General features: G+C 66.2%; 22 protein-coding genes. 6 read left to right on the forward strand and 16 right to left on the reverse strand.

The window, feature by feature from the left end; translation table 11 throughout:
* From DVT68_RS03805 to DVT68_RS03835, 7 genes are all read right to left on the reverse strand, one after another.
* Positions 1-1,317 (reverse strand): acetylglutamate kinase, encoded by a 1,317-nt coding sequence (locus tag DVT68_RS03805; RefSeq protein ID WP_114823696.1) that lies wholly within the window; start codon positions 1,315-1,317, stop codon positions 1-3.
* A gap of 6 nt (positions 1,318-1,323) precedes the next feature.
* Complete coding sequence (locus DVT68_RS03810) at positions 1,324-2,418, reverse strand: acetylornithine deacetylase (protein ID WP_114823697.1); 1,095 nt, start codon at positions 2,416-2,418, stop codon at positions 1,324-1,326.
* Positions 2,419-2,546: 128 nt separating this feature from the next.
* The gene (locus tag DVT68_RS03815; RefSeq protein WP_114823698.1) at positions 2,547-3,740 is read right to left on the reverse strand and encodes an argininosuccinate synthase; all 1,194 of its coding nucleotides are present in this window, start codon (positions 3,738-3,740) and stop codon (positions 2,547-2,549) included.
* A 77-nt stretch (positions 3,741-3,817) separates the two neighbouring features.
* Entirely contained in the window at positions 3,818-4,297 is a 480-nt protein-coding gene (locus DVT68_RS03820) for an OsmC family protein (RefSeq protein WP_114823699.1), read from the reverse strand.
* Positions 4,294-4,920 carry an FMN-binding negative transcriptional regulator gene (locus tag DVT68_RS03825; protein ID WP_114823700.1) on the reverse strand — a complete coding sequence of 209 codons (627 nt, stop codon included), beginning with the start codon at positions 4,918-4,920 and terminating at the stop codon, positions 4,294-4,296. Before DVT68_RS03825 ends, DVT68_RS03820 begins: the two co-directional genes overlap by 4 nt.
* 2 nt (positions 4,921-4,922) lie before the next feature.
* The gene (locus DVT68_RS03830; protein WP_114823701.1) at positions 4,923-5,930 is read right to left on the reverse strand and encodes an N-acetylornithine carbamoyltransferase; all 1,008 of its coding nucleotides are present in this window, start codon (positions 5,928-5,930) and stop codon (positions 4,923-4,925) included.
* A gap of 326 nt (positions 5,931-6,256) precedes the next feature.
* Entirely contained in the window at positions 6,257-6,793 is a 537-nt protein-coding gene (locus DVT68_RS03835) for a glycine zipper 2TM domain-containing protein (protein WP_233523329.1), read from the reverse strand.
* A gap of 259 nt (positions 6,794-7,052) precedes the next feature.
* On the opposite strand from DVT68_RS03835, the gene cysS reads away from it, so the two are divergent.
* Positions 7,053-8,441 carry a cysteine--tRNA ligase gene (gene cysS, locus DVT68_RS03840; RefSeq protein ID WP_114823702.1) on the forward strand — a complete coding sequence of 463 codons (1,389 nt, stop codon included), beginning with the start codon at positions 7,053-7,055 and terminating at the stop codon, positions 8,439-8,441.
* Between the two features lie 173 nt (positions 8,442-8,614).
* On the forward strand, positions 8,615-9,049 hold the full coding sequence (locus tag DVT68_RS03845; protein ID WP_114823703.1) for a SufE family protein: 435 nt from the start codon (positions 8,615-8,617) through the stop codon (positions 9,047-9,049).
* A 126-nt stretch (positions 9,050-9,175) separates the two neighbouring features.
* Here the strand turns inward: DVT68_RS03845 and dksA are convergent, their stop codons facing one another.
* Entirely contained in the window at positions 9,176-10,267 is a 1,092-nt protein-coding gene (gene dksA, locus DVT68_RS20640; protein WP_233523330.1) for an RNA polymerase-binding protein DksA, read from the reverse strand.
* A 126-nt stretch (positions 10,268-10,393) separates the two neighbouring features.
* On the opposite strand from dksA, the gene yidD reads away from it, so the two are divergent.
* A complete protein-coding gene (gene yidD, locus DVT68_RS03860) occupies positions 10,394-10,654 on the forward strand; it encodes a membrane protein insertion efficiency factor YidD (RefSeq protein ID WP_233523331.1) in 261 nt (86 codons plus the stop codon).
* Positions 10,644-11,981 carry a dihydroorotase gene (locus tag DVT68_RS03865; RefSeq protein ID WP_114823705.1) on the forward strand — a complete coding sequence of 446 codons (1,338 nt, stop codon included), beginning with the start codon at positions 10,644-10,646 and terminating at the stop codon, positions 11,979-11,981. The genes yidD and DVT68_RS03865 overlap by 11 nt, the downstream gene beginning before the upstream one ends.
* 80 nt (positions 11,982-12,061) lie before the next feature.
* Here DVT68_RS03865 and DVT68_RS03870 read toward each other — a convergent pair whose 3' ends face one another.
* From DVT68_RS03870 to efp, 8 genes are all read right to left on the reverse strand, one after another.
* Positions 12,062-12,526 (reverse strand): YbaY family lipoprotein, encoded by a 465-nt coding sequence (locus tag DVT68_RS03870; protein WP_158543450.1) that lies wholly within the window; start codon positions 12,524-12,526, stop codon positions 12,062-12,064.
* A 70-nt stretch (positions 12,527-12,596) separates the two neighbouring features.
* Positions 12,597-13,550 carry a GTP cyclohydrolase FolE2 gene (gene folE2, locus DVT68_RS03875; protein WP_114823707.1) on the reverse strand — a complete coding sequence of 318 codons (954 nt, stop codon included), beginning with the start codon at positions 13,548-13,550 and terminating at the stop codon, positions 12,597-12,599.
* Positions 13,551-13,664: 114 nt separating this feature from the next.
* Complete coding sequence (locus DVT68_RS03880; protein WP_114823708.1) at positions 13,665-14,504, reverse strand: squalene/phytoene synthase family protein; 840 nt, start codon at positions 14,502-14,504, stop codon at positions 13,665-13,667.
* A complete protein-coding gene (gene gph, locus DVT68_RS03885; protein ID WP_114823709.1) occupies positions 14,501-15,172 on the reverse strand; it encodes a phosphoglycolate phosphatase in 672 nt (223 codons plus the stop codon). Before gph ends, DVT68_RS03880 begins: the two co-directional genes overlap by 4 nt.
* Entirely contained in the window at positions 15,169-15,891 is a 723-nt protein-coding gene (ubiG, locus tag DVT68_RS03890; RefSeq protein ID WP_114823710.1) for a bifunctional 2-polyprenyl-6-hydroxyphenol methylase/3-demethylubiquinol 3-O-methyltransferase UbiG, read from the reverse strand. The genes gph and ubiG overlap by 4 nt, the downstream gene beginning before the upstream one ends.
* Positions 15,892-15,922: 31 nt before the next feature.
* Complete coding sequence (locus DVT68_RS03895; protein WP_114823711.1) at positions 15,923-16,177, reverse strand: YciI family protein; 255 nt, start codon at positions 16,175-16,177, stop codon at positions 15,923-15,925.
* 9 nt (positions 16,178-16,186) lie between these two features.
* Complete coding sequence (locus DVT68_RS03900) at positions 16,187-17,527, reverse strand: TRZ/ATZ family hydrolase (protein ID WP_114823712.1); 1,341 nt, start codon at positions 17,525-17,527, stop codon at positions 16,187-16,189.
* A 306-nt stretch (positions 17,528-17,833) separates the two neighbouring features.
* On the reverse strand, positions 17,834-18,403 hold the full coding sequence (efp, locus tag DVT68_RS03905; RefSeq protein WP_114823713.1) for an elongation factor P: 570 nt from the start codon (positions 18,401-18,403) through the stop codon (positions 17,834-17,836).
* Positions 18,404-18,487: 84 nt separating this feature from the next.
* Between efp and epmB the strand changes: the two genes are divergently transcribed.
* Together epmB and DVT68_RS03915 are read left to right on the forward strand one after the other, a co-directional pair.
* Positions 18,488-19,498, forward strand: coding sequence for an EF-P beta-lysylation protein EpmB (gene epmB / locus DVT68_RS03910; RefSeq protein WP_114823714.1), 1,011 nt, complete (start codon positions 18,488-18,490; stop codon positions 19,496-19,498).
* A gap of 150 nt (positions 19,499-19,648) precedes the next feature.
* Positions 19,649-21,691, forward strand: a complete 2,043-nt coding sequence (locus DVT68_RS03915) for a GGDEF/EAL domain-containing response regulator (RefSeq protein ID WP_114823715.1) — start codon at positions 19,649-19,651, stop codon at positions 21,689-21,691.
* Positions 21,692-21,761 lie beyond the last annotated feature (70 nt).

Genomic DNA, 21,761 nt, shown 5'->3' on the forward strand with positions numbered 1-21,761 from the left:
TCAGTCCACCAGGGTCGGCTGACGCTGGGCGCAATGCGCCACGCAGCTTGCAATCGTGTCGAAGTCTTCAATGCCGTACCAGAACACTTTCCAGCGCGGCTGCTTCAGGCAGCCATCCGATTCGGCGTAGTAGAAATGGTTGACGCTGTTGCCGTGGCGCGAGCGCCAGAACAGCTGGGGGTTTTCCTCCCGCATCACCTGCCACACGGCACGCCCCAGGCCTTCGCCCTGTGCATCGTCCAGCACCGCGAACTTGTCCAGGTACGGCAGGCCGTCTTCCAGGGTGAGGATCATCGCGGTGCGATAGTTCTCGCTCACGTAGATGCGGAACGGCGTGGTGCGCTGGAAGTATTCCGGCACCAGCGCGCGGCCGAAGCTCGACTCGATCAGGGTGCGCATGCGCTCCAGGTCGATGCCGTCCCACGAATCGAAGCGCTGCACCTTCTCGCCGCGGCGCACCAGGGTGCCCGAGCCCTTGTGGGTGAACAGCTCCTTGGCCAGCTCGGACGGCTGGGTGATCGACACCGACGAAGTGAGCGGCAAGTCGTTGAGCAGATCGGCGATCTGTTCGATCTTCACGCGCATGCCGCCGTTGATCCACGGCTGCGACATCAGGTGCTCGAACTCGGTGCTGAGGTTGATCGAGTCGATGATCTTGCCCTGGTCGTCCAGCAGGCCGCCGGTACCAGTGAGGAACACGATCTTGTACGGCTGCAGCACGCGCACCAGCTCGTTCGCCGCGAAGTCCGCGTTGACGTTGAGGATCTGCCCCTCCTCCGTCTCGCCCAGGCTGGCGATCACCGGGATGGAACCCGCGCGCAGGCTGGCGTCGATGGGCGCCAGGTTGATCTTGCTGACCTTGCCGACCAGACCGTAGGTATCACGATCAATGTAGTCGGCGGTAAACACACCCGACGACACCGAAGTGGCGCGCGTGTCCATGCTCTGCAAAGCCTCGACAAGGCGCAGGTTCTGCTCCTGGAACACCTTGCGCACGATGGCGAGCGCCTTGGGCGTGGTCACGCGCAGGCCGTTGACCGTTTGCTTCTCGATGCCGGCGGCCGACAACTCCTCGTCGAGCTGCGGACCGGCGCCGTGCAGGACGATCGGGGTCAGGCCTACCTGCTGCAGGAAGGTCAGCGAGGAAGTGAGCGCCGGGAGATCGTCGCGCAGGACGGCGCCACCGACCTTCACCACGGCGAAGCGCTTGGCGTCCAGCTGGGAGAAACGCTTGAGGTATTGCTGGATCTCCTTCGCGCTGCCCATGCTCGATAGCAGGCGGACGATGGTTTTCCGGGTGTGCTTGTGGGCTTCCACGTTGACTTAGCTCTTATCGATGATGCGGTAGATGGTGTCGGCGTAATGCTGCAGCTGTGCGAGCGAGACCCACTCGTCGGCGGTATGGGCCTGCGCGATGTCGCCCGGGCCGTAGACGAAGCAGATGTAGCCGGCGGCCGAGAACAGCGCGGCTTCGGTCCAGAAGTCCACGGCGTTGCCGATCGGAATGCCCAGCTCGTCGGCCAGGTCGCGCGCGGCGAGGCGACGCGCCTCGGCCGTGGCGGTGTCGCCCGCCGGCAGGGAATCGCCGCGGAACAGTTCGGCGAACTCCACCGGCTGCGGTTCGACCAGGGTGCGGAAGGCGTCCAGCATCCGGTCCGGATGCATGGTCGGCAGCGGCCGGAAGCCGAAGCGAACCTCTGCCGACGGCGCAATCATGTTCGCCTTGATGCCGCCTTCGACCTTGCCGATGTTGAAGCGCAGGCCAGTGAGGCCGCCGAAGCGCTCGTGCGATTGCCGCTCGACGAAGTCCAGCGCCGCACTGCCCCAGCGCATGGCCTGGTGCAAGGCGCTGTCGCTGGGCTTCTGCTCGCCCGAGGCGTGACCGGCGCTGCCCTTGAAACGCATCTGCACCGAATGGATGCCACGATGCGCCAGCACCGCTTCGCCCTTGGTAGGTTCGGCGACGATCACCGCGTCGTAGGCCGGTTTCCCCTTGAGGAAGCCGGCGACGCAACGCGGGTCATTGGCCTCCTCGTCGGTGGACAACAGCAACGCCATGTCGCCGTCGGTGACATTGGCCACCGCCACCAGCGCGGCGGCAGCGCCCTTGATGTCGCAGGCGCCGAGGCCGATGGCGCGGTCCGCCGTCACACGCAGCTCGTGAGGACTGGCCGTCCAGTGCGGCGAATCAGGCACCGTGTCCATGTGCACGTTGAACAGCACCTTCGGCTGTCCACGCACGGCATACAGGGTCACGGCGCCTGCGCCGTAATCGGTCACGGTGACATCGAAGCCCGGCAGGTTGTCCCGCAGGTAGTCGAAGATGCCGCCCGTGCCGATCTCGCGCGGCGGATTGCGCGTGTCGAAGCCGACCAGCGCTCGAAGATGTCGGAGGGTGTCGTCCAGTAGTGCGCTCATGCGATCCGTCTGGTGGAGTTGTGGCCTTGTTGATACTTCACCGTCATTCCTGCGAAAGCAGGAATCCAGCGCCTTTGCATTCATCAGCAAAAGTCACTGGATCCCGGCCTCCGCCGGGATGACGGGCATCAGCTGCGATTGACCTCAGCCCACAGCGTGCTGCTCATGCCGAACAGCTTGATGAAGCCCTCGGCCTCGGCCACGCCCCAGTCCGCCGACTGCGCGTAGGTCGCGCCCTTGGCGTTGAGGATGTGCGGCGAACGCACTTCCACCGCGGTCACCTGGGCGCCGGAGGTCTCCAGCACCACCTCGCCGTTGACACAGGCCTGGCTGGAAGCAAGGAACGCCTCGAGGTCGGTCTTGATCGGATCATGGAAGAAACCTTCGTAGACGACCTCAACCCACTTGCGCGCCACTTCCGGCTTGAAGCGGTTCTGCTGCTTGGTCAGCACCGCCTCTTCCAGCGCACGATGCGCGGCGAGCAGCGAGATCAGGCCCGGAGCCTCGTACACGATGCGGCCCTTGAGGCCGATGGTGGTGTCGCCGGTGTACATGCCGCGACCCACGCCGTACGGCGCGAACAGTTCATTGAGCTTGGCCAGCAGCTTGGCGCCCGGCAGCTTTTGACCGTTCAGCGACACGGCCTCACCCTTCTCGAAGCCGAGGGTGACCGTGAGCTTTTCAGACGGCCATTCGGCGCGCGGCTTGCACCAGCCACGCGCGCCTTCGCCCGGGGTCTTCCAGTGGTCGATTTCACCACCGGACAGCGTCACGCCCAGCAGGTTCTCGTTGATGGTGTAGCTCTTCTGCTTGGCGCGCACCTCGAAGCCACGCTCCTCCAGATAAGCCTGCTCGTAGGCACGCGTCTGGGTGTGCTCCTTCTGGATCTCACGGATCGGCGCCACGATTTCGTAATCGCCCAGCGCCTTGACCGCCAGGTCGAAACGCACCTGGTCGTTGCCCATGCCCGTGCAACCGTGCGCGATGGCCTTGGTGCCCAGCTCCTTGGCGCGCGCGATGGCGGCGTCCACGATCAGGTAGCGGTCGGACACCAGCAGCGGGTACTGGCCCTGGTAGGCCTCGCCAGCCTGCACGAAGGGCTTCACGAAGCCTTCCCAGATCGCCGGACCGCCGTCCACGGTGACGTGGCTGGCCACGCCCAGTTCCTTGGCGCGCTGCTCGATATAGGCGCGCTCCTCGGCGTCCACGCCGCCGGTGTCGGCGAAGACGGTATGCACGGCCCAGCCGCGCTCCTTGAGGTAGGGCACGCAGAAGCTCGTGTCGAGGCCACCGGAGAAGGCGAGAACGATGTCTTTGCTCATGGCTTGCAGATCCTGAAAATGGAAGGCTAAACGGATAATTTCAATTGAACACTTTGAATTGCATTCAAAGTGCGTGATCAGGCAGATTCAACGACGATGCGCGGTTCGCAGCGCACCGGGAAATTCACGGAATTGGCGATGAAGCAGGCGTGGTGCGCCGGCTCGTGCGCAGAGGTGGCCTTGGCCGGGTCGCTGTCGGCGCTGATGGTCACCACCGGGCGCAGCACCACTTCGACGAAGCGGCCGCCGTGCGCATCGGTTTCCATGACGCCCTCGGCGTGGTCCACATAGGCGGTCACCACCACTCCGGCCAGCACCGCCTGGTGCAGGTAGGACAGCATGTGGCAGGTGGACAGCGCCGTGACAAGCATGTCCTCCGGGTTGAGCCTGCTGGCATCGCCGCGGAACATCGGATCGGACGAACCCTCGATCACCGGCTTGCCGGCGATGCGGATCTCGTGCGCACGGCTGTAGCCCTGGTAAGTCCTGGTGCCCGAGCCCTGGTTGCCGGTCCAGGTCACCTCTGCCCGGTACTGGTGCTGGTGCGTCCTGCTCATGCCCTGTCCTTTTCGAGTTGGCTCATCAGCGCGGCGAGTTCCGCATCGCCACGGCCCGCACGCTCACCCAGACCTGCGATCACGCCCTGGCGATTGGCCGTGGGGTGGTTCTGGCTCAGCTTGAACTTGCCTTCGATGCGCTCGATGGTGATCTCGATGCCTGCGATCGCGCGCAGGCTCTTCTCGATGTGGTCTTCCGGCGCCTCGGACACATGCCAGGGCTTGGGCTGGCCGGCCTCGTGGCGATCGGTCAGCCGCTCCAGCAAGGCACGCAACCACACGGCATCGTCGATCACGCGCAGGCGGCCATGCACGTGCACCACCGCGTAGTTCCAGGTGGGCACTTCGCGATGGGTCTCCTGCTTGCTCGGGTACCAGTTCGGGCTCACGTAGCCGTCCGGCCCGCGGAAGATCACCAGCACTTCGGCGCCATCCAGCTTCGCCAGCTCGTTGCCACGCGCCACGTGGCCATGCAATTGCGACTCGCCCGCGCGCTCCAGCGGCAGGTGATTGGCGGCGACGCCGCCCTCGCCATGCACGATGACGGTGGCGAACGGGTAATCGCGCATCAGCGCGTCCAGCCGGCAGGCGTCGATTTCCTTGAAGTACGGGGGCAGATACATGATCAGCGCTGGCCGATGAGGGACGCCATCACCGCCTTCTGCACGTGCAGGCGGTTCTCGGCTTCATCGATGGCGATGCAGGCCGGCGAATCCATCACGGCATCGGTGGCCTTCACATTGCGACGCAGCGGCAGGCAGTGGCTGAACAGGCCGTTGTTGGTCAGCGCCATCTTGGCCTCGTCCACGATGAAGTGCCTGTGGGCGTCGCGGATCGGCTTTTCCTGCTCCCAGCGACCGAAGAACGGCAGCGCGCCCCAGCTCTTGGCGTAGACCACGTCGGCGCCGCGATAGGCTTCCTCGACGTCATGGCTGACCTTCAGCGAGCCACCGTTCTCCTTCGCGTTCTGGTAGCCGAACTCCATGTAGCGCTCATCGAGCACATAGTCCGGCGTCGGGCACAGCAGGGTCACGTCCATGCCCATCTTGGTGGCGATCAGCAGCGCCGAATTGGCCACCGCGGTGTTGAGCGGCTTCGGGTGATAGGTCCAGGTCAGCACGTACTTCTTGTTCTGCAGGCTGCCCAGGTGCTCCTTCAGCGCGAGCGCGTGGGCCAGTTCCTGGCACGGATGGGTAATGGTCTCCATGTTGATCACCGGCACCGTGGCGTACTTGGCGAACGCCTTGATCACGTTGTCCTCGCGATCGACCGACCAGTTCTGGAACTTCGGGAAGGCGCGAACAGCGATCAGGTCCACGTAGCGCGACAGCACTCGCGCAACCTCGGCGATGTGCTCTTCGGTATCACCTTCCATCACCGTGCCGACTTCGAACTCGATCGGCCACGCATCCTTGCCCGGCGCCAGCACGATGGCGTGGCCACCCAAATGGAACGCGCCCAGTTCGAAGCTGGTGCGCGTGCGCATCGAGGGATTGAAGAACATCAGCGCCACCGACCTGCCCGCCAGCTGCTGGCCGCGCGGGGAGCGCTTGAAGGCCGCGGCCTCATCGAGCAGCGCGTCGATCTCGGCGCGGCTGTAGTCCTGGGTGGTCAGAAAGTGGCGGAGAGTCATGTTGGTGAATGTCCTGGTCGAAACTTCGGATTCCGGAAACAAAAAAACCCGGCTGCAGGCCGGGTTTTGTCGTCGATACACATGAAACGCGTGCGACAGCCTACCCGGCCAGATGTCGGACCAGCGGTCGGCGCGCACGCGACGTCATGCCAGCGGCCATGCGGGCGCTGGTGAGTACGGTGGCGGTATAGACGGCTGCGGACATGGGTGTACCGGGTGATGGAACGCGCATCATGACGGGATTTTCGCTGCCATGCAACAAGCAGCGGGGGTTCGCCACAGACGGATGCAAGATCGCCGCCCGGAGGCGGCGATGCTGGCGTGTCTCAGTCGGCGGGAGAAACGCTCACCCGGACCCGCAGGCGCTCGCCGGGATCGTAGTTCAGGCGGGACAGGTAGACCTCGCCGCGATAACGGTATTCCACGTCGTAGCCCATGATCCGGCGCTGCTCGCTGACCGCATTGACCTGGCGGCAATGGGTCTCGGTGGTCTGGTACTCGCCACCGCCGGAGGCCGAGACGCTGTTGCCCACGGCGCCGCCGGCGACCGCGCCGGCCACGGTGGCCGCGGTCCTTCCGTCGCCCTTGCCTACCGTGCTGCCGAGCACGCCGCCCACGACGGCGCCGAGGATGGTGCCGGCGGCCGAACCCTGCGGCGGTGCCTGGCGCACGACCGGCTGGTCGTAGCATTCCTGGCGCGGGACTTCGGTACGAGCCACCCCATACACCGGATCGACGCGCAGCACGTCGGCCCAACCGTAATGGGTGTTGTCATCATTCTGGTTCTGGTACCGCGCATCCTGCGCACACACGCCGGTCGCTATCATCGATAGCGCCAGCGCGGGGAACAACCACTTGGTCACTGCGGCCTCCGCGGGGGGCAAGTTGGGCGCATTTGTGCACCTCTTACCATCCATTGCAACAAAATCTCTCTGAATCGAGGCTTAGAACTTTTCCTAAAGCCCAGGAACTTCCGGCCGATCTCCCCGCCTTGGGTCCGCAGGTTGCAGGGGACCCCGGCAACCGGCCCGCCAACCGCCTGCGGCGCGCCCTGCGGCTTGTTAAGATGCGCGACCGGCAGCGCCAGCAGGCGCCCGCCACCACCGTCCAGACCTCCCGCCGATGCCCATTTCGCTCCACAACAGCCTGACGCGCCGCGTCGAACCGTTCACCCCGCTCGATCCCAACCGGGTGACGATGTACCTGTGTGGACCGACCGTCTACAACTACGTGCATATCGGCAATGCGCGCGGTCCGGTGGTGTTCGACGTGCTGGCGCGGCTGCTGCGCCGCCACTACCCGAACGTGGTCTACGCGCGGAACATCACCGACGTCGACGACAAGATCAACAACGCCGCCCTGCAACTGGGCGTGGGCATCGAAAGCATCACCACCCGCTATGCGCAGGCCTATCGCGAAGACATGGCCGCGCTGGGCATCGCCCCGCCCGACGTGGAGCCGCACGCCACCGCGCATATCCCGCAGATCATCGCGATGATCGAGCGCCTGGTCGAGGATGGCCACGCCTACGCCGCCGAAGGCCACGTGTTGTTCGAAGTGGACTCGTACCCCGCCTACGGCGCCCTGTCCGGTCGCGATCCGGAAGAGCTGCTGGCGGGCGCGCGCGTCGAGGTGGCTCCCTACAAGAAGAGCCCCGGCGACTTCGTGCTGTGGAAGCCCTCCACACCGGAACTGCCCGGCTGGGACAGCCCCTGGGGACGCGGCCGCCCCGGCTGGCACATCGAATGCTCGGCCATGACCGAGGCCCACCTGGGCGACACCATCGACATCCATGCCGGCGGCGTTGACCTGCAGTTCCCGCACCATGAAAACGAGATCGCCCAGTCGACCTGCGCGCATGGTGGCAAGGTGTTCGCGCGCTTCTGGATGCACAACGGCATGCTCACCTTCAGCGGCCGCAAGATGTCCAAGTCGCTGGGCAACGTGATGCTGGTGCACGAGTTGCTCAAGACGCATCCGCCCGAGGCACTGCGCCTGCTGCTCATGCGCGGCCACTACCGACAGCCGCTGGACTGGTCCGAAGCGGCCATCACGCAATCGATCAGCACGCTCGACGGTTGGTACCGCGTGCTGCGCGACCTGGTCGATGTCGAGGTGGACTCGGCCAGGCTGCCTGTGCCTGATGCAGTGGAAGCGGCGCTGTGCGACGACCTGAATACGCCGCAGGCACTGGCCGAGCTGGCTCAGCTGGCCGATGCCGCACGCCAGGCCAGCGACGACGATGCCAGGCGGACGGCCAAGGCCGCCCTGCAGGGCGCCGGCGCCCTGCTCGGCCTGCTGCAGCAGGACCCGGAGGCCTGGTTCAAGCAGGCAGGCGGCGCCGGTGAGATCGACGAGTCTCGCATCGAAGCGCTGCTGGAAGAACGTCGCGCCGCGCGCGCGTCCCGCGATTTCAAGCGGGCCGATGCCATCCGCGATGAACTTACCGCCATGGGCATCGTCATCGAGGACGGCGCGCAGGGCACCCGGTGGAGCGTGGCCAAGGGCTGAGACAACCCGGTTCTTGCACGGGACGTGACCTACGGATCACCAGGAGCTCGCGACTGGTGGTCATGCAATGCGCACTCGCTCTTCACCCGTTTGGCCCTCGCTGCGGCCTTCTTTCCCATGGGGAGAGGGAGTCATAGGGGGCGGTTAAGCGGCAAACGCGCGATAATGCGCGTATGAACGCTATCGCCACACCGAATGCCGAACAGGCGCAGCAGGACATTGTCGAGGAGTTTGCCTTCTTCGGCGACTGGACCGAGCGCTATCAATACCTGATCGACCTGGGCAAGCAGTTGCCGCCGCTCGCCGATGAACTGAAGACCGAGGACTACCGCGTGCACGGCTGCCAGTCGATGGTTTGGCTGGCGCCAAGCGTCCACGGGGACAAGCTGCATTTCCAGGCGGCCAGCGACTCGGCCATTGTCTCCGGCCTGATCGCGCTGGTGCTTCGCGTGTATTCCGACCGCCCGGCGCGTGAGATCGTCGCCACCGAGCCGCGCTTCATCGAAGCCATCGGCCTGGCCAAGCACCTGTCGCCCACGCGCTCGAACGGCTTGGCGGCGATGCTGGCCAAGCTCAAGGCGTACGCGGCGGCAACGCTCAATACCTGAGCCCGCGTCTCCCAAGCCGTCATTCCGGCGTCGGCGGCACGGCGCACCGGACCTGGACCTTCTCGCAAAACAAAGCCCCGCCAATGGCGGGGCTTTGTCTTTTCCAACCAGGGACGCGTCGAGCGATCAGTCGCCCATCTGCTTCTGCAGATGCTCGCGACGCTCCTGCGCATCGAGCGACAGGGTGGCGATCGGGCGGGCGTCGAGGCGTTCGAGCCCGATTTCCTCGTCGGTCTCTTCGCAGTAGCCGTAGCGGCCTTCTTCAATGCGGCGCAGCGCCTTGTCGATCTTGGAGATCAGCTTGCGGTAGCGGTCGCGGGTGCGCAGCTCCAGCGAGTTCTCCGTCTCGCGGGTGGCGCGCTCGGCTTCGTCGCCCACATCGCGCACCTCGTCACGGAGGTTCTCCATGGTCTGGCGCGATTCCTCCACCAACTGGTCACGCCACTCACGCAACTTGTTGCGGAAGTAAGCGAGGTGCTTGGGGTTCATGTACTCCTCGTCATTCGAGGGACGGTAACCCTTGGGCAGGTCGATCAGGGTGGTGGAAGGCAGCGCATAACGGCCGTCTTCACGGGTGATGCCATTGTCGAGAGTAGCGGACTTGTTCATCGAGGACTGCTGAGCTTTCTGTTTCTTGATGGGGGTATGTCGGGCGGTGGCGCTGGCTACCTTACCTGCAATAGGTGGGGCAGCCGGCTTCACCGGCGCGGCGGGAATGGGGGTGGACCTGGGCGCCGGCGTCGGAGCCGCCGCCTTTGGAGCGACCGGCTGCTTGGCCGGGGTCGCCTTGACGGCAGCCTTGGCCGGTTCCACCTTGGCAGGCTTCGCGGCGGGCGCGGGCTTGGCGACCGTCTTGGGCGGCTGCTTCTTGGCGGGAACAGCGACCTTCTTCGGAGCCGGCTTGGCTAACTTTTTGACCACCGCCGGCTTTTTCGCCGGGGCAGCCTTCTTGGCCGCCGGCTTGGGCGCGGGCTTCTTGGCGGCGACGTGCTTGGCCGGGGCCTTGGCGACTTTCTTGGCGACGGGCTTCTTCACGGCAGGTTTCTTGGTCACGGCTTTCTTGGCCGCGGGCTTTTTGGCCGCTGCAGCCTTGCTGGCCGCCGCCTTCGCAACCCGCGCCGTAGCGGGCTTCTTGGCAGCCTTGACCTCTTTCACCTTGCCGGCAGTCTTTCCCTTCTGCGGCTTGGTGGCTGTCGCACTACGCGTCGTTTTCGCCATTTCCCTTCACCATTTTGGCCTTGGCGGCCGGGTGTTATAGCCCAAGTATCTAACACCGGCAACCTTGCTTCTGGAATACTTTGCGACACTACATGCCGCAAGCCGTTTCGGCAGCGTAAAACCGTCGTGACCCGACTAATACTTCTACTGCTCGGCTTCTACAAGCGCTGGCTAAGCCCCCTGCTGGGTCAGCGCTGCCGCTTCCATCCCAGCTGTTCCGATTATGCACGGATTGCGGTCGTGCGCTTCGGTCCGCTGCGGGGCGGCGCACTGACCGGCTGGCGCCTGTTGCGCTGCCAGCCGTTGTGCGAGGGGGGGGATGACCCCGTCCCCGAGCAGTTCACCTTCCGCCGTTGCCGCAACCCTGGAGCAAATCATGTCCACTGACTGGCTGATCAAGAACGCCGAACTGGTCAATGAAGGCCGCCGTTTCCACGCCGACGTGCGCGTGAAGCAAGGCCGCATCGACGCCATTGCCGGCGAGCTCGCCGCGCGTCCCGGCGAACAAGTGGTGGACGCCAGCGGCCTGTGGCTGTTCCCCGGCATGATCGACGACCAGGTCCACTTCCGCGAACCCGGGCTGACCCAGAAGGCCGACATCGCCCACGAATCGCGCGCCTGCGCCGCCGGCGGCATCACCAGCTTCATGGAGATGCCCAACACCAAGCCCCCTGCCCTGGATCGCGACTCGCTGGAGGCCAAGTACGCCCGCGCGGCGGAAACCTCCGCGGTCAACTACGCGTTCTACCTCGGCGCCAGCAACGACAACCTCGAGGCGATCCGCCGCCTGGACCCACTGTCGGCGCCGGGCATCAAGGTGTTCATGGGCGCGTCCACCGGCAACATGCTGGTCGACAACCCTGAAGTGCTCGACGGCATTTTCCGCGAGGCGCCGACGCCGATCATCACGCATTGCGAGGACACGCCGATGATCGACGCGAACCTCGCCAAGGCCCACGAAAAGTACGGTGATGACATCCCTGCCTGGGAGCACCCGCTGATCCGCTCGCGCGAGGCGTGCATCAAGTCCACCCGGCTGTCGATCGAACTGGCGCGCCGCCACAACAGCCGGCTGCACGTGCTGCACATCTCCACCGCGGACGAACTGGCGCTGTTCGAACCGGGCCCGATCAAGGGCAAGCGAATCACCGCGGAAACCTGCGTGCACTTCCTGCACTTCGATGATCGCGACTACGAGCGCCTGGGCTTCCTGATCAAGTGCAACCCGGCAGTCAAGACCGCCGCCGACCGCGAGGCGATCATCAAGGCGCTGGCGGAAGGTCGCCTCGATGTGCTGGCCACCGACCACGCGCCGCACCTGCTGGAGGAAAAGGGCCAGCTGTATGACAAGGCTCCGAGCGGCCTGCCGCTGGTGCAGTTCGCGCTGCAGGCGGCGCTGCAGCGCGTGTTCGAGGGCAAGCTGACGCTAGAACGTGTGGTCGAAGCCGTGACGCATGCCCCCGCCACCCTGTTCGACGTGAAGGAACGTGGCTACCTGCGTGAAGGCTATGCCGCCGACCTGGTGCTGGTCGATCCGAACAAGCCGCACACCGTGCGCCGCGAGGAAGTGCTGTCCAAGTGCGGCTGGTCGCCGTTCGAGGGCTACACCTTCAACAGCTCGATCGCGGCCACCTTCGTCAACGGCCAGCGCGTGTGGGACGGCAGCGCCGTCGACCAGGGCGTGCGCGGCCAGCGGCTGGCGTTCGCCCGGTAACCCCTTGCGCTCAACTGGTCATTCCTGCGAACGCAGGAATGACCGGCGCGAGCGGGGTTTCCCTCAGGAAGGGGAAAGAATCAGGGTACGGCCTTCAGCGTGATGCTCACCGGGCCATTCTCGCCCGAGCGGCCCAGCACGCTGACCCGGGTGTCATTGATTGCGAGCAACTTGTCACCCTGTTCGAGGCGCACGTTGATGGCGAAGTCCACGCCATCGCGCAGGTCCGCAGGGTCGTAGCTGATCAGAAAATCCACGGGCGAGGCCCCGACCGGCTGGATGCGCTCCTCGGACACGGTGCGCGCGGGCGCGCCCTGGCGGCTCACGTCGGCCAGGGTCACCCTCAGCGTGGCGTCGGCTGGCAGCGGCTGCGGCAGTTCGTAGCGAATGTCACCGACAAGCGACTTCATCAGCGTCTGGTGCACGGGCGCCGCCGTCGGAGTGGGCGCGGCAGCGGTTGTGTCGGGTTTGGCGTGATGCGGGAACAGCGAGCAGGCCGACAGCGCGAGCGCGCCGATGGCCAGCAGGGAAACACGGGACAGCATGCAAATCTCCTGAGCGGGGAGCCTGGCGTGAGGCATCCCCGATCCTAACAGGCAGCCCCTGCCACCGGGCTCAATCGCAGCCCTTGCCGGCGTAACCGCCCTCGACGCCCTTGCTGGCGTAGGCCACGGCGTCGTGCGGATGCAGGCTCTCCTGGTGCTCCACACGGATGTGGAAGTCGCCGAGGCTGGCGTCGGCATCGAGCGCTTTCTGGATGCGCCGGGCGGCGTCCTCGCAGAACATCAGGTTGCCACCGTTGGCGCGCGCGAAGGCCTGCTCGTCCTCGCGCTTGACCGCGGTCTGCACCGGCGTGCCCAGCGCGTGCTCGGTCTGGTCGATCAGGTCGATCAGGTTGAATTTCGCGCCATTGGCCGGACGCACCCGCAGGCGCGCCACGCTGCGCTGCGCATGCGGCGTGGCCACGATGCCCTTCTCGCTGCCGAGCCAGGCCAGCACGGCGGCGTGGTCGAGCTGCGCGGCGGCATCGAAGTCGCGCGCGAACTGGTCCTGGATCAACTGGCGCGAAAGCGCCGCCGAAGCGGGACAGGTGGAGGAATAGACGACTTCGGTGCCGAACTCGAGCAGGAACTCATCGCCCACCAGGCTCGCTTCGATGCACACCGGATAGGCGCGCCAGCCGCTGTTGCTGCTGCGCAGCGCCGGCCTTCGCACCAGGTGCTCAAAGCGGATGCTGAGGCAGGCGCGGTCGGAAAGATCCTTGTGGGACTCCAGGAAACCCTTCAGCAGATCGCGCAGGCTGTCGGCGCTGAGCGTCTGCGTGCTGAGCGCCTGCTCGACCATCAGGTACAGACGCGACATGTGGATGCCGCGCTTGTCGGGACGGCGCAGGTTGACGAAGGCGCCCACGCGGGCGCTCGCGCGCTGCGCGTCGCCATCACCCGCGTCGAAGCGCACCGGCACCTCGATGCCGTTCATGCCCACCCAGTCCAACTCGCCGGCCAGGTGGGGCTGGGCGTGCACGGCCACGTCGGGCAGCAGGCGAGCGGTGTTTTCCTCGTTGTACATAGCGGAAATCCTGTGACTCAGCGGTCGGGGCCGCCGCAAACGAGAACCAATCTTGGGGCAGCCTGGCGGTCGGGCAATAGTGGCGCAGCGGAAACGATGCGTCCGAAGCGGCGTTCAGCCGGCCTGCCGGCGCCAGGCCCGCGCCGCCAGCCAGGCCTGCCAGGCCACGCCGGGCCCCTGACGCCCCTGCCCCTTGCGCAGCACGGCGAGCGGATCGGCCGCCTTGCGGGCCTTGGCCACCAAGGTGCGGCCCTGGCGCGCCTCCAGCCCACGGAATGCACTGAGCGGCCCCGGAAGCTGCCCGGCTGTACCCCAGGCTGCGTGCAGGTCCTCCAGCTGGGCACGAACGGCTTCCTCGCGCGCGGTGCTGGCCGTGCGCAGATCGTGGCGGCTGAGCCCGTGACGGGCCAGTCGCGCCATCGGCAAGGCCAGGCGGTCGCGCTCCGCGTCTTCTTCCAGGCGCATCAGGGCGAACACGAGGTGGGACAGCGTGGCGACCCGCGAGGCGTGTTCGGCCGAGGCGCCCTCGCCATACCACCAGGCTGTTTCCAGCGAAGCCAGGGCTCCGTGCAACATGCCGCCGGCGGCCAGCTGGGCCGGAAAATCGGCGGCCGTGCCCTGCTCCAGTTGCGCCATCGCGGCCAGTACCGGCGCCACCCAACGCTCGTTCGGCAGCGCATGGGCGCGCTCATCGTCGAACAGCACCTGGGTCAACGGATGGCGACCACCGCTGGCCGCGGCGCCAGACAGCTCCTCCGCCCACCAGTTGAGCTTGGTCGCGGCGACCTGCGGCTCGCGAATGCCATAGGCGGCGGCCAGCAGTTCCTGCTCCAGCGCAGCGAGCGCCACGTGGCCGGGATAGGTGTGAGGGTCGACGAAGGCGAGCGCGATGCGCTGCTGCGGCTGCACCGCCAGCCATTTGTCGATATAGCTCTGCAGCGCCGCCTCGCTCATGCCGCCACCTGCAGGCGACGAGTGAGGTCCGAGGGATGCTCGAGCACCAGGTCGGCGCCCCACGCATGGGGATCGCCGCCGTCGAGGTAACCCCAACGCACGGCCACGGTGTACATGCCGGCGGCTTCGCCGGCCTGCACGTCGCGTCGGTCGTCGCCCACGAACAGGCAGTGGGCGGGGTCGAGCCCAGCGCGTTCGCAGGCGAGCAGCACCGGCGCCGGGTCGGGTTTCTTCACCGGCAGTGTGTCGCCCGACACCACTGCCGCAGCGCGCCCGGCCCAGCCGATGCGCTGCACCAGATCGTCAGTGAGGAAGCCCGGCTTGTTGGTGACGATGCCCCAGGCCATTCCCTGCGACTCGATGGTGGCGAGCAATGCCTCGACGCCGTCGAAGGGGCGCGTGTGCTGGGCCATCACCGCCTGGTAGATCTCCAGGTAGCGCGGCACGAGCTGCATCAGTCCGTCGTCATCGTGGTCGGGAAACGCACAACGCAGGATGGCGCGAGAGCCCCGCGATACCACCTCACGCACCATCGCGTAAGGCGGGGCGGCCACCTGCATTTCATCGCACTGCGTTTGCAGCGCGGCGTAAAGATCAGTGGCGCTGTCGAGCAAGGTGCCGTCGAGGTCGAACAGCACGCCCTGGATGGACTCGGGGAACGCCTTCATGCCGGCTTGTGTGCGCTGATCAGGTAGTTGACCGCGGTGATCCGGCTCAGCCAGGCCTTGCGGTTGATGGGGTTGTAACCCAGGCCGGAGACGTCCTGCACTTCCAGGCCCGCGTGGCGCATCAGGCGTCCCAGTTCGGACGGCTTGAGGAATTGGGCGTAGTGATGCGTACCGCGCGGCAGCATGCGCATGAGGTATTCGGCGCCGAGGATGGCCGCGCCAAACGCCGCGGGCGTGCGGTTGAGTGTGGACATCACCACCACGCCGCCGGGCTTCACCATGCGAGCGAGATCCTGCACCAGCGCCTCGGGATCGGGCACGTGCTCGATGAGCTCCATGCAGCACACCGCGTCGAAGCTCTCCGGTTCGGCCGCAGCCAGTTCAGCCGACGACTGCACGCGATAGTCGATCGACAGCTCGGGCTTCTCTAGTCGCGATTCATGCAGGTGCAACCGGGCGATCTCGATCACTTTCTCGCCGAGGTCGATGCCGGTGACGCGCGCGCCAGCCTTGGCCAGGGCTTCGCTGAGCAGTCCACCGCCGCAGCCGACATCGGCCACGCGCGCGTTGCGCAGGTCCAACCGCGCAGCGACATAGTCGGCGCGCACGGGGTTCAGGTCATGCAGCGGGCGGGATTCGCCGTCCGGATCCCACCAGCGCGCGGCGAGCTTGCCGAAACGGGCGATTTCCTCGGGGCTGACATTGGCAGCGGCTTGCATCGGAAGCATCCTTGGTAGCTGGTCGCAGAGCTTAACGCGCCTGCCATTCGTAGACCGTGATATCCCAACCTCCGCTGGTATGCGCGGGGTCCTGATGGGCGATGGCGAGCGCCTCATCCAGGTTTTCCGCGCGCATCAGGTAGGCGCCGCCAGACTGGTCGCTGAAGCCGCCTGACAGTTCCAGGCGACCACCGGCGCGCAGGCCTTCGAGGAAATCCTTGTGTGGCTGCACCACCGCCGGATCGAAATGCGGCCGGCGCATGGCCATGACGAGGTAGCGATTCATGGGGGATCCTCAGGCGGCGTCGATCGCGGCGATACGTTCGCGCCAGGCATGCGTCTTGGCCAGCACGGCGTCGACGTCGATATCGGTAAGCACGCGGCCGGCCAGCTTGCGCACACCGTTGATCCACACATCCGTCACCTGATGACGACCGGTCGCGTAGACCAGCTGCGAGGCGATGTGGAACAGCGGCTGCGTTTCCAGATCGGACAGGCGCACAGCGGCAAGGTCCGCCTGCTTGCCGGCCTCGATCGAGCCGATGCGATCTTCCAGGCCGATGGCGCGGGCGCCATTGAGCGTGGCGGCGCGCAGTGCATAGGCCGCATCGAAGGCCGCGGCATCACCCGCCACCGCCTTGGCCAGCAGCGCGGCGGTGCGCATCTCGCCGAACATGTCCAGGTCATTGTTGGAGGCGCAACCGTCGGTGCCGAGCGCCACGTTCACGCCGGCCTGACGCAGCTTCTCCGCCGGGCAGAAGCCCGAAGCGAGCTTGAGGTTGGACTCGGGGCAGTGCACCACCGACACGCCGGCTTCCGCGCAGGCGGCGATCTCGCCGTCGGTCAGCTGGGTCATGTGCACGGCGATCAGCCGATCGTTGACGATGCCGAGCTTCTGCAGGCGCTGTAACGGGCGCAGGCCGCTCTTGGCCTTCTCCTCTTCCACCTCATGCGCAGTCTCGTGCGTATGCAGGTGCACCTGGATATCCAGCTGGTCGGACAGCACGCGGATGCGCTCGAAGCTCTCGTCCGAGACGGTATACGGCGCATGCGGCGCGAACGAGGTGCCGATCAGCGCATCGCCCAGGAAACTGTCGTGCACTTCGATGGCACGGTCGAAATACTCGTCCTGCGTCTTCGCCCACGCCGTGGGGAATTCAATTACCGGCAGGCCAACTACCGCGCGGAAACCCAAGCGCTTGTAAGTGGCGCCGATGACATCGGGGAAGAAGTAGTTCTCATTGGCGCAGGTAGACCCGCCACGGATCATTTCCGCCACCGCCAGTTCCACGCCGTCACGCACGAACTCATGGCCGATCACCTGGCCCTCGACCGGCCAGATGTGTTTCTGCAGCCACACCATCAGCGGCAGGTCGTCGGCCAGGCCGCGCAGCAGCGTCATCGGGTTGTGCGTGTGCGTGTTGACCAGGCCCGGGATCAGCACGTGCTCGCCCAGCTCGACGCGCTCTCGCGGCGCATAGGCGGCGCGGGCCTCGGCAATCGGCAGCAACGCGGTGATCGCGCCCTTGTCCACCGCGACCGCGTGATGCTCCAACACGACACCGTGAGGCTCCACGGGCACGACCCAGCGCGCTTCGATCAACAGGTCGATGGATTGCGGGGTGGTCTGGCTCATCCTTAGGCTCGCTTTATCGGTGGTGGATACGACATGGGGCGGATCACCTCGCGGTGGCCGCCCCATGGTTGCCTAACGGCGTGACGCTTTTTCGCTCATCATTCCGGCGAAGGCCGGAATCCAGTGACTTTCGCCGTACCGTCGCAAGAGCAATATCGCGTGCTTCGCACAACGTACTTCACTGGATGACTCGCTGCGCTCGCCCCTTCGGGGCCGTCCTGCGGACGTTCTTCGCGCTGCGCGCTCGTCCGGCCTGCGCCGGGATGACGTATTGGCAAGCCGCGCGCAAGCGCGCGGGCCAATGCGTCACTTGCCGACGCGGCTGACGTACTCGCCCGTGCGGGTGTCGACCTTGATCACTTCGTCGGTGGTCACGAACAGCGGCACGCGCACGACAGCGCCGGTTTCCAGCGTCGCCGGCTTGCCGCCGCCACCGGAGGTGTCGCCACGCAGGCCCGGGTCGGTCTCGGTGATCTTCAGCTCGACGAAGTTCGGCGCCTGCACGGAGATGATTTCGCCGTTGAACAGCGTCACCACGCACTCTTCCTCGCCCTTCAGCCACTTCACGGCGTCGCCCATGCCGGTCTTGCTGGCCTGGTGCTGCTCGAAGCTTTCCTGGTGCATGAAGTGCCAGAACTCGCCGTCGGAGTACAGGTACTGCATGTCGGTATCGACCACGTCGGCGACTTCGAAGGAGTCGCTGGACTTCATGGTCTGCTCGGTAGTGCGGCCGTTCTTCAGGTTGCGGATGAAGATGCGGGTGAACGCCTGACCCTTGCCGGGCTTGATGAAGTCGGCGTCCGTAATGACCCACGGGTCATTGTTGTGAAGGATCTTCATACCCTTCTTGACGTCGTTGAGACCGGCGGTGGCCATGCGTAGCGCTCCAGATGTGATGCCGCTGGGAGGCGGCTAGAATAGGGGTTTGCCCCGGGCCTGGGGCCCGTTTCAAGACCCACTATGATAACCGCAAGCCAAGCCGCCCGCCTATCTCCGCCCGGATCCGACTGGCGCACGCTCTGGCGCGAGGCCGTCACCGACCCGCGCGAGCTGCTTGAGGCCGCCGGCCTGGCCCACCTGGCCGACCAATTGCCGGCGGACGATGCGGGCTTTGCCCTGCGCGTGCCTCGCGGCTTCCTGGCCCGCATGCGCCAGGGCGATCCGAACGACCCGCTGTTGCTGCAGGTCCTGCCCCAGCTGGCCGAACTGGACCAGGTGGAGGGCTTCAGCACGGACGCTGTCGGCGACATGGCGGCCCGCTCGGCGCAAGGGGTGCTGCACAAGTACCAAGGGCGTGCCCTGCTGATCGCCAGCGGCAGCTGCGCGATCAACTGCCGCTACTGCTTCCGTCGCCACTTCCCCTACGGCGATGAGATGGCCGCTGCCGGGCAGTGGCGCAAGGCGCTGGAGCACGTGCGTGCTGACGCCTCGATCAGCGAGCTGATCCTCTCGGGCGGCGACCCGCTGTCGCTGGCCACGCCCAAGCTGGAGGAGCTTTCCCGCGGCCTCGCTGACATTCCGCACGTCACCCGCCTGCGCATCCACACCCGCCTGCCGGTGGTGCTGCCCGAGCGCGTCGACGACGCCTTGGTCGACTGGCTGGCGGCGCTGCCGCTGCAGAAAGTGGTGGTGTTGCACGCCAACCACGCCAACGAGTTCGACGCCAATGTCGACGAAGCCTGCCGCCGTCTGCGCGGGGCCGGCGCCACCCTGCTCAACCAGTCCGTGCTGTTGCGCGGGATCAATGACGACGCGGACACCCTGGCCGCGCTGTCCGAGCGCCTGTTCGCCGCCGGCGTCCTGCCCTATTACCTGCACCAGCTCGACCGGGTGCAGGGAGCCGCACACTTCGAAGTGGACGATGCATGCGCCCTCGCGCTGGTCGAGGACGTGCGCCACCGCCTGCCCGGCTACCTCGTGCCCAGGCTGGTGCGTGAGGTTGGCGGCGAGGCATCCAAGCGCCCGCTGTAATACCCGCCCGACACTTGTGGGCCGCGTCACTTCCGGAAACTTTCCGCTGGCAGTGACGGGCGGAATCCGCTACAACCACGCAAGGCCCGCGCCCTGCTGTCACGGCAGGTTTCAACAGCAGCGGCGAACAATGGATAGACCGACGTGCCCATGAAAACAGACCAGGTCATCAAGATCCTTTTCATCGAAAAGTCGGTCGAAGACGCGGAACAGATCATCAGCCTGCTGCGCAACAGCGGCATCGCCGTCCGCCCCGCACGCGCCACCAGCGCCGAGCAGGTCAATGCGGCGCTTGATGAACTGGGTCCGGACGTCGTGCTGTTCGACCCGACGGTCGGCACGCTGGAGTTGCGCGAGGTGTCGCGCCTGCTCGACGCGCATGGGCGCGATTTGTCGCTGATCGCCCTGGTCGGCCAGGTCGACAACGCCACCATCACCGAACTCTTTGTGGGCGGCGCGCGCAGCGTTGCGCTGCGTACGCAACCCAAGCAGCTGATGGCGGTGGTGCAGCGGGAATTCGACGCACTCCATGCACGCCGACAGCTGCGCCGCCTGGAAACCGCGCTGCGCGAATCGGAGCGCCGCTGCGACGCCCTGCTGGACTCCTCCACCGACGCCATCGCCTACGTGCACGAAGGCATGCACGTGCGCGCCAACCAGGCCTACCTGGATACCTTCGGCTACACCGAATTTGACGACCTGCTCGGACTGCCGGTGCTGGACATGATCAGCCCCACCGACGCCGATGAGTTCAAGACCACCCTCAAGGGCCTCTCGCGCGGGGAAAAGCCCAGCGCCCCGATCGAGCTGCAGGCGCGTCGCGCCGACGCCAGCAACTTCAAGGCCAGCGTGGACTTCGCCCACGCCACCTTCGAGGGCGAGCCCTGCCTGCAGGTGGTGTTCCGTCGCCAGCAGATCGACGCCAGCGTCATCGAGCAGCTGCAGCGCGACCCCGTCACCGGCCTGTTCAACCGCGCCCGCATGCTCGAGTGCGTCGACCAGGCGGTCTCCGCCGCCACCGAAGGCGTCAAGGGCCAGTCGCTGCTGCTGATCGAGCCGGACAACTGGCAGGCCATCGTCGCCGGCGTGGGCCTGGCCAAGGCTGACGAACTGCTGGCCGCCTTCGCCAACCGGGTGGAGGGCCAGCTGGGCGCCCATGACACGGCCGGCCTGCTGGCTGAGCACACCGTGGGTGTGCTGCTGCATACCCGCAATGACGAAAGCATCAAGCAGTGGATCGCCGGGCTCCAGCAGGCGATCGCCGGCGGCATCTTCGACCTGGGCACGCGCTCCATCACGGTCACCACGAGCATCGGCGGCAGCCTGCTGGGCGAGCGCAATGCCAACACCGAACTGCTGCTCAACCAGGCCAGCCAGGCCCTGCGCAATGCGCAGAGCCAGGGCGGCAACCGCAGCGAACTGCACGACCCCGCCGCGCGCGAAAAGGCGGAGGAAGAGCGCGAGCGCTACTGGCTGGGCGTGCTGAAGCAGGCGCTGACCCAGAACGATTTCGTGCTGTACCACCAGCAGACCATCAGCCTGCAGGACGCCGACGGCGAATTCTCCGAGATCCTGCTGCGCCTCAACGGCCCACAGGGCGAGGTGCTGCCGGGCTTCTTCATGCCGATCGCGGAAAAGCACAACCTCACCCCGGCCATCGACCGCTGGGTGCTGCACCAGGCCATCGAGCATCTGCGCGCCCGCGACCGCAGCGGCACGCCCACGACGTTCTTCGTCAAGCTCACCTCCGGCTCGCTGGAAGACACCCAGCTACTGCCGTGGCTGGGCGAGCAACTGCGTCGCGCGGGACTGAAGAACGGCAAGCTCGTGCTCGAAACCACCGAGAGCAAGGTCGTGACCTCGCTGCGCCCCGCGCAGGAATTCATCAGGGCGTGGAAACAGCTCGGCGGCCAGTTCGCACTGGAGCAGTTCGGCTCGGGCCTGAACTCCTTCCAGTTGCTCAACCACATCGACGCGGACTACCTGAAGATCGACCGCAGCTACATGGCCGACCTGCCCCAGCAGCAGGAAAGCCAGAAAAAGGTCGCCGAAATCTGCCGCCAGGCCCGCGAGCTGAAGAAGCTGACCATCGCCGAGTGGGTCGAAGACGCCGCCAGCACCTCGCTGCTTTTCGCCTGCGGCGTGGACTTCGTGCAGGGCAACTTCCTGCAGGAGCCGCAGCGGTTGGCGTGAGGCGGGCTGCCCTTTGCTTGGAAAGGGCGCCAATACCTGAGACCGGTGGAATCGCAGCCCCGCGCAGGGG

This window comes from Dyella solisilvae, from assembly GCF_003351225.1.
Classification (GTDB): domain Bacteria; phylum Pseudomonadota; class Gammaproteobacteria; order Xanthomonadales; family Rhodanobacteraceae; genus Dyella; species Dyella solisilvae.

Bases quoted from the DNA above. Each gene is read 5' to 3' on its own strand.
- folE2 (WP_114823707.1), bottom strand. From the start codon at position 13,550: ATGTACAACGAGGAAAACACCGCTCGCCTGCTGCCCGACGTGGCCGTG.
- DVT68_RS03830 (WP_114823701.1), bottom strand. From the start codon at position 5,930: ATGACTCTCCGCCACTTTCTGACCACCCAGGACTACAGCCGCGCCGAG.
- DVT68_RS03865 (WP_114823705.1), top strand. From the start codon at position 10,644: ATGTCCACTGACTGGCTGATCAAGAACGCCGAACTGGTCAATGAAGGC.
- DVT68_RS03880 (WP_114823708.1), bottom strand. From the start codon at position 14,504: ATGAGCGAGGCGGCGCTGCAGAGCTATATCGACAAATGGCTGGCGGTG.
- DVT68_RS03845 (WP_114823703.1), top strand. From the start codon at position 8,615: ATGAACGCTATCGCCACACCGAATGCCGAACAGGCGCAGCAGGACATT.
- DVT68_RS03870 (WP_158543450.1), bottom strand. From the start codon at position 12,526: ATGCTGTCCCGTGTTTCCCTGCTGGCCATCGGCGCGCTCGCGCTGTCG.
- DVT68_RS03820 (WP_114823699.1), bottom strand. From the start codon at position 4,297: ATGAGCAGGACGCACCAGCACCAGTACCGGGCAGAGGTGACCTGGACC.
- DVT68_RS03815 (WP_114823698.1), bottom strand. From the start codon at position 3,740: ATGAGCAAAGACATCGTTCTCGCCTTCTCCGGTGGCCTCGACACGAGC.
- DVT68_RS03900 (WP_114823712.1), bottom strand. From the start codon at position 17,527: ATGAGCCAGACCACCCCGCAATCCATCGACCTGTTGATCGAAGCGCGC.
- epmB (WP_114823714.1), top strand. From the start codon at position 18,488: ATGATAACCGCAAGCCAAGCCGCCCGCCTATCTCCGCCCGGATCCGAC.
- efp (WP_114823713.1), bottom strand. From the start codon at position 18,403: ATGGCCACCGCCGGTCTCAACGACGTCAAGAAGGGTATGAAGATCCTT.
- DVT68_RS03825 (WP_114823700.1), bottom strand. From the start codon at position 4,920: ATGTATCTGCCCCCGTACTTCAAGGAAATCGACGCCTGCCGGCTGGAC.
- gph (WP_114823709.1), bottom strand. From the start codon at position 15,172: ATGAAGGCGTTCCCCGAGTCCATCCAGGGCGTGCTGTTCGACCTCGAC.
- dksA (WP_233523330.1), bottom strand. From the start codon at position 10,267: ATGGCGAAAACGACGCGTAGTGCGACAGCCACCAAGCCGCAGAAGGGA.
- cysS (WP_114823702.1), top strand. From the start codon at position 7,053: ATGCCCATTTCGCTCCACAACAGCCTGACGCGCCGCGTCGAACCGTTC.
- DVT68_RS03915 (WP_114823715.1), top strand. From the start codon at position 19,649: ATGAAAACAGACCAGGTCATCAAGATCCTTTTCATCGAAAAGTCGGTC.
- ubiG (WP_114823710.1), bottom strand. From the start codon at position 15,891: ATGCAAGCCGCTGCCAATGTCAGCCCCGAGGAAATCGCCCGTTTCGGC.
- DVT68_RS03810 (WP_114823697.1), bottom strand. From the start codon at position 2,418: ATGAGCGCACTACTGGACGACACCCTCCGACATCTTCGAGCGCTGGTC.
- DVT68_RS03895 (WP_114823711.1), bottom strand. From the start codon at position 16,177: ATGAATCGCTACCTCGTCATGGCCATGCGCCGGCCGCATTTCGATCCG.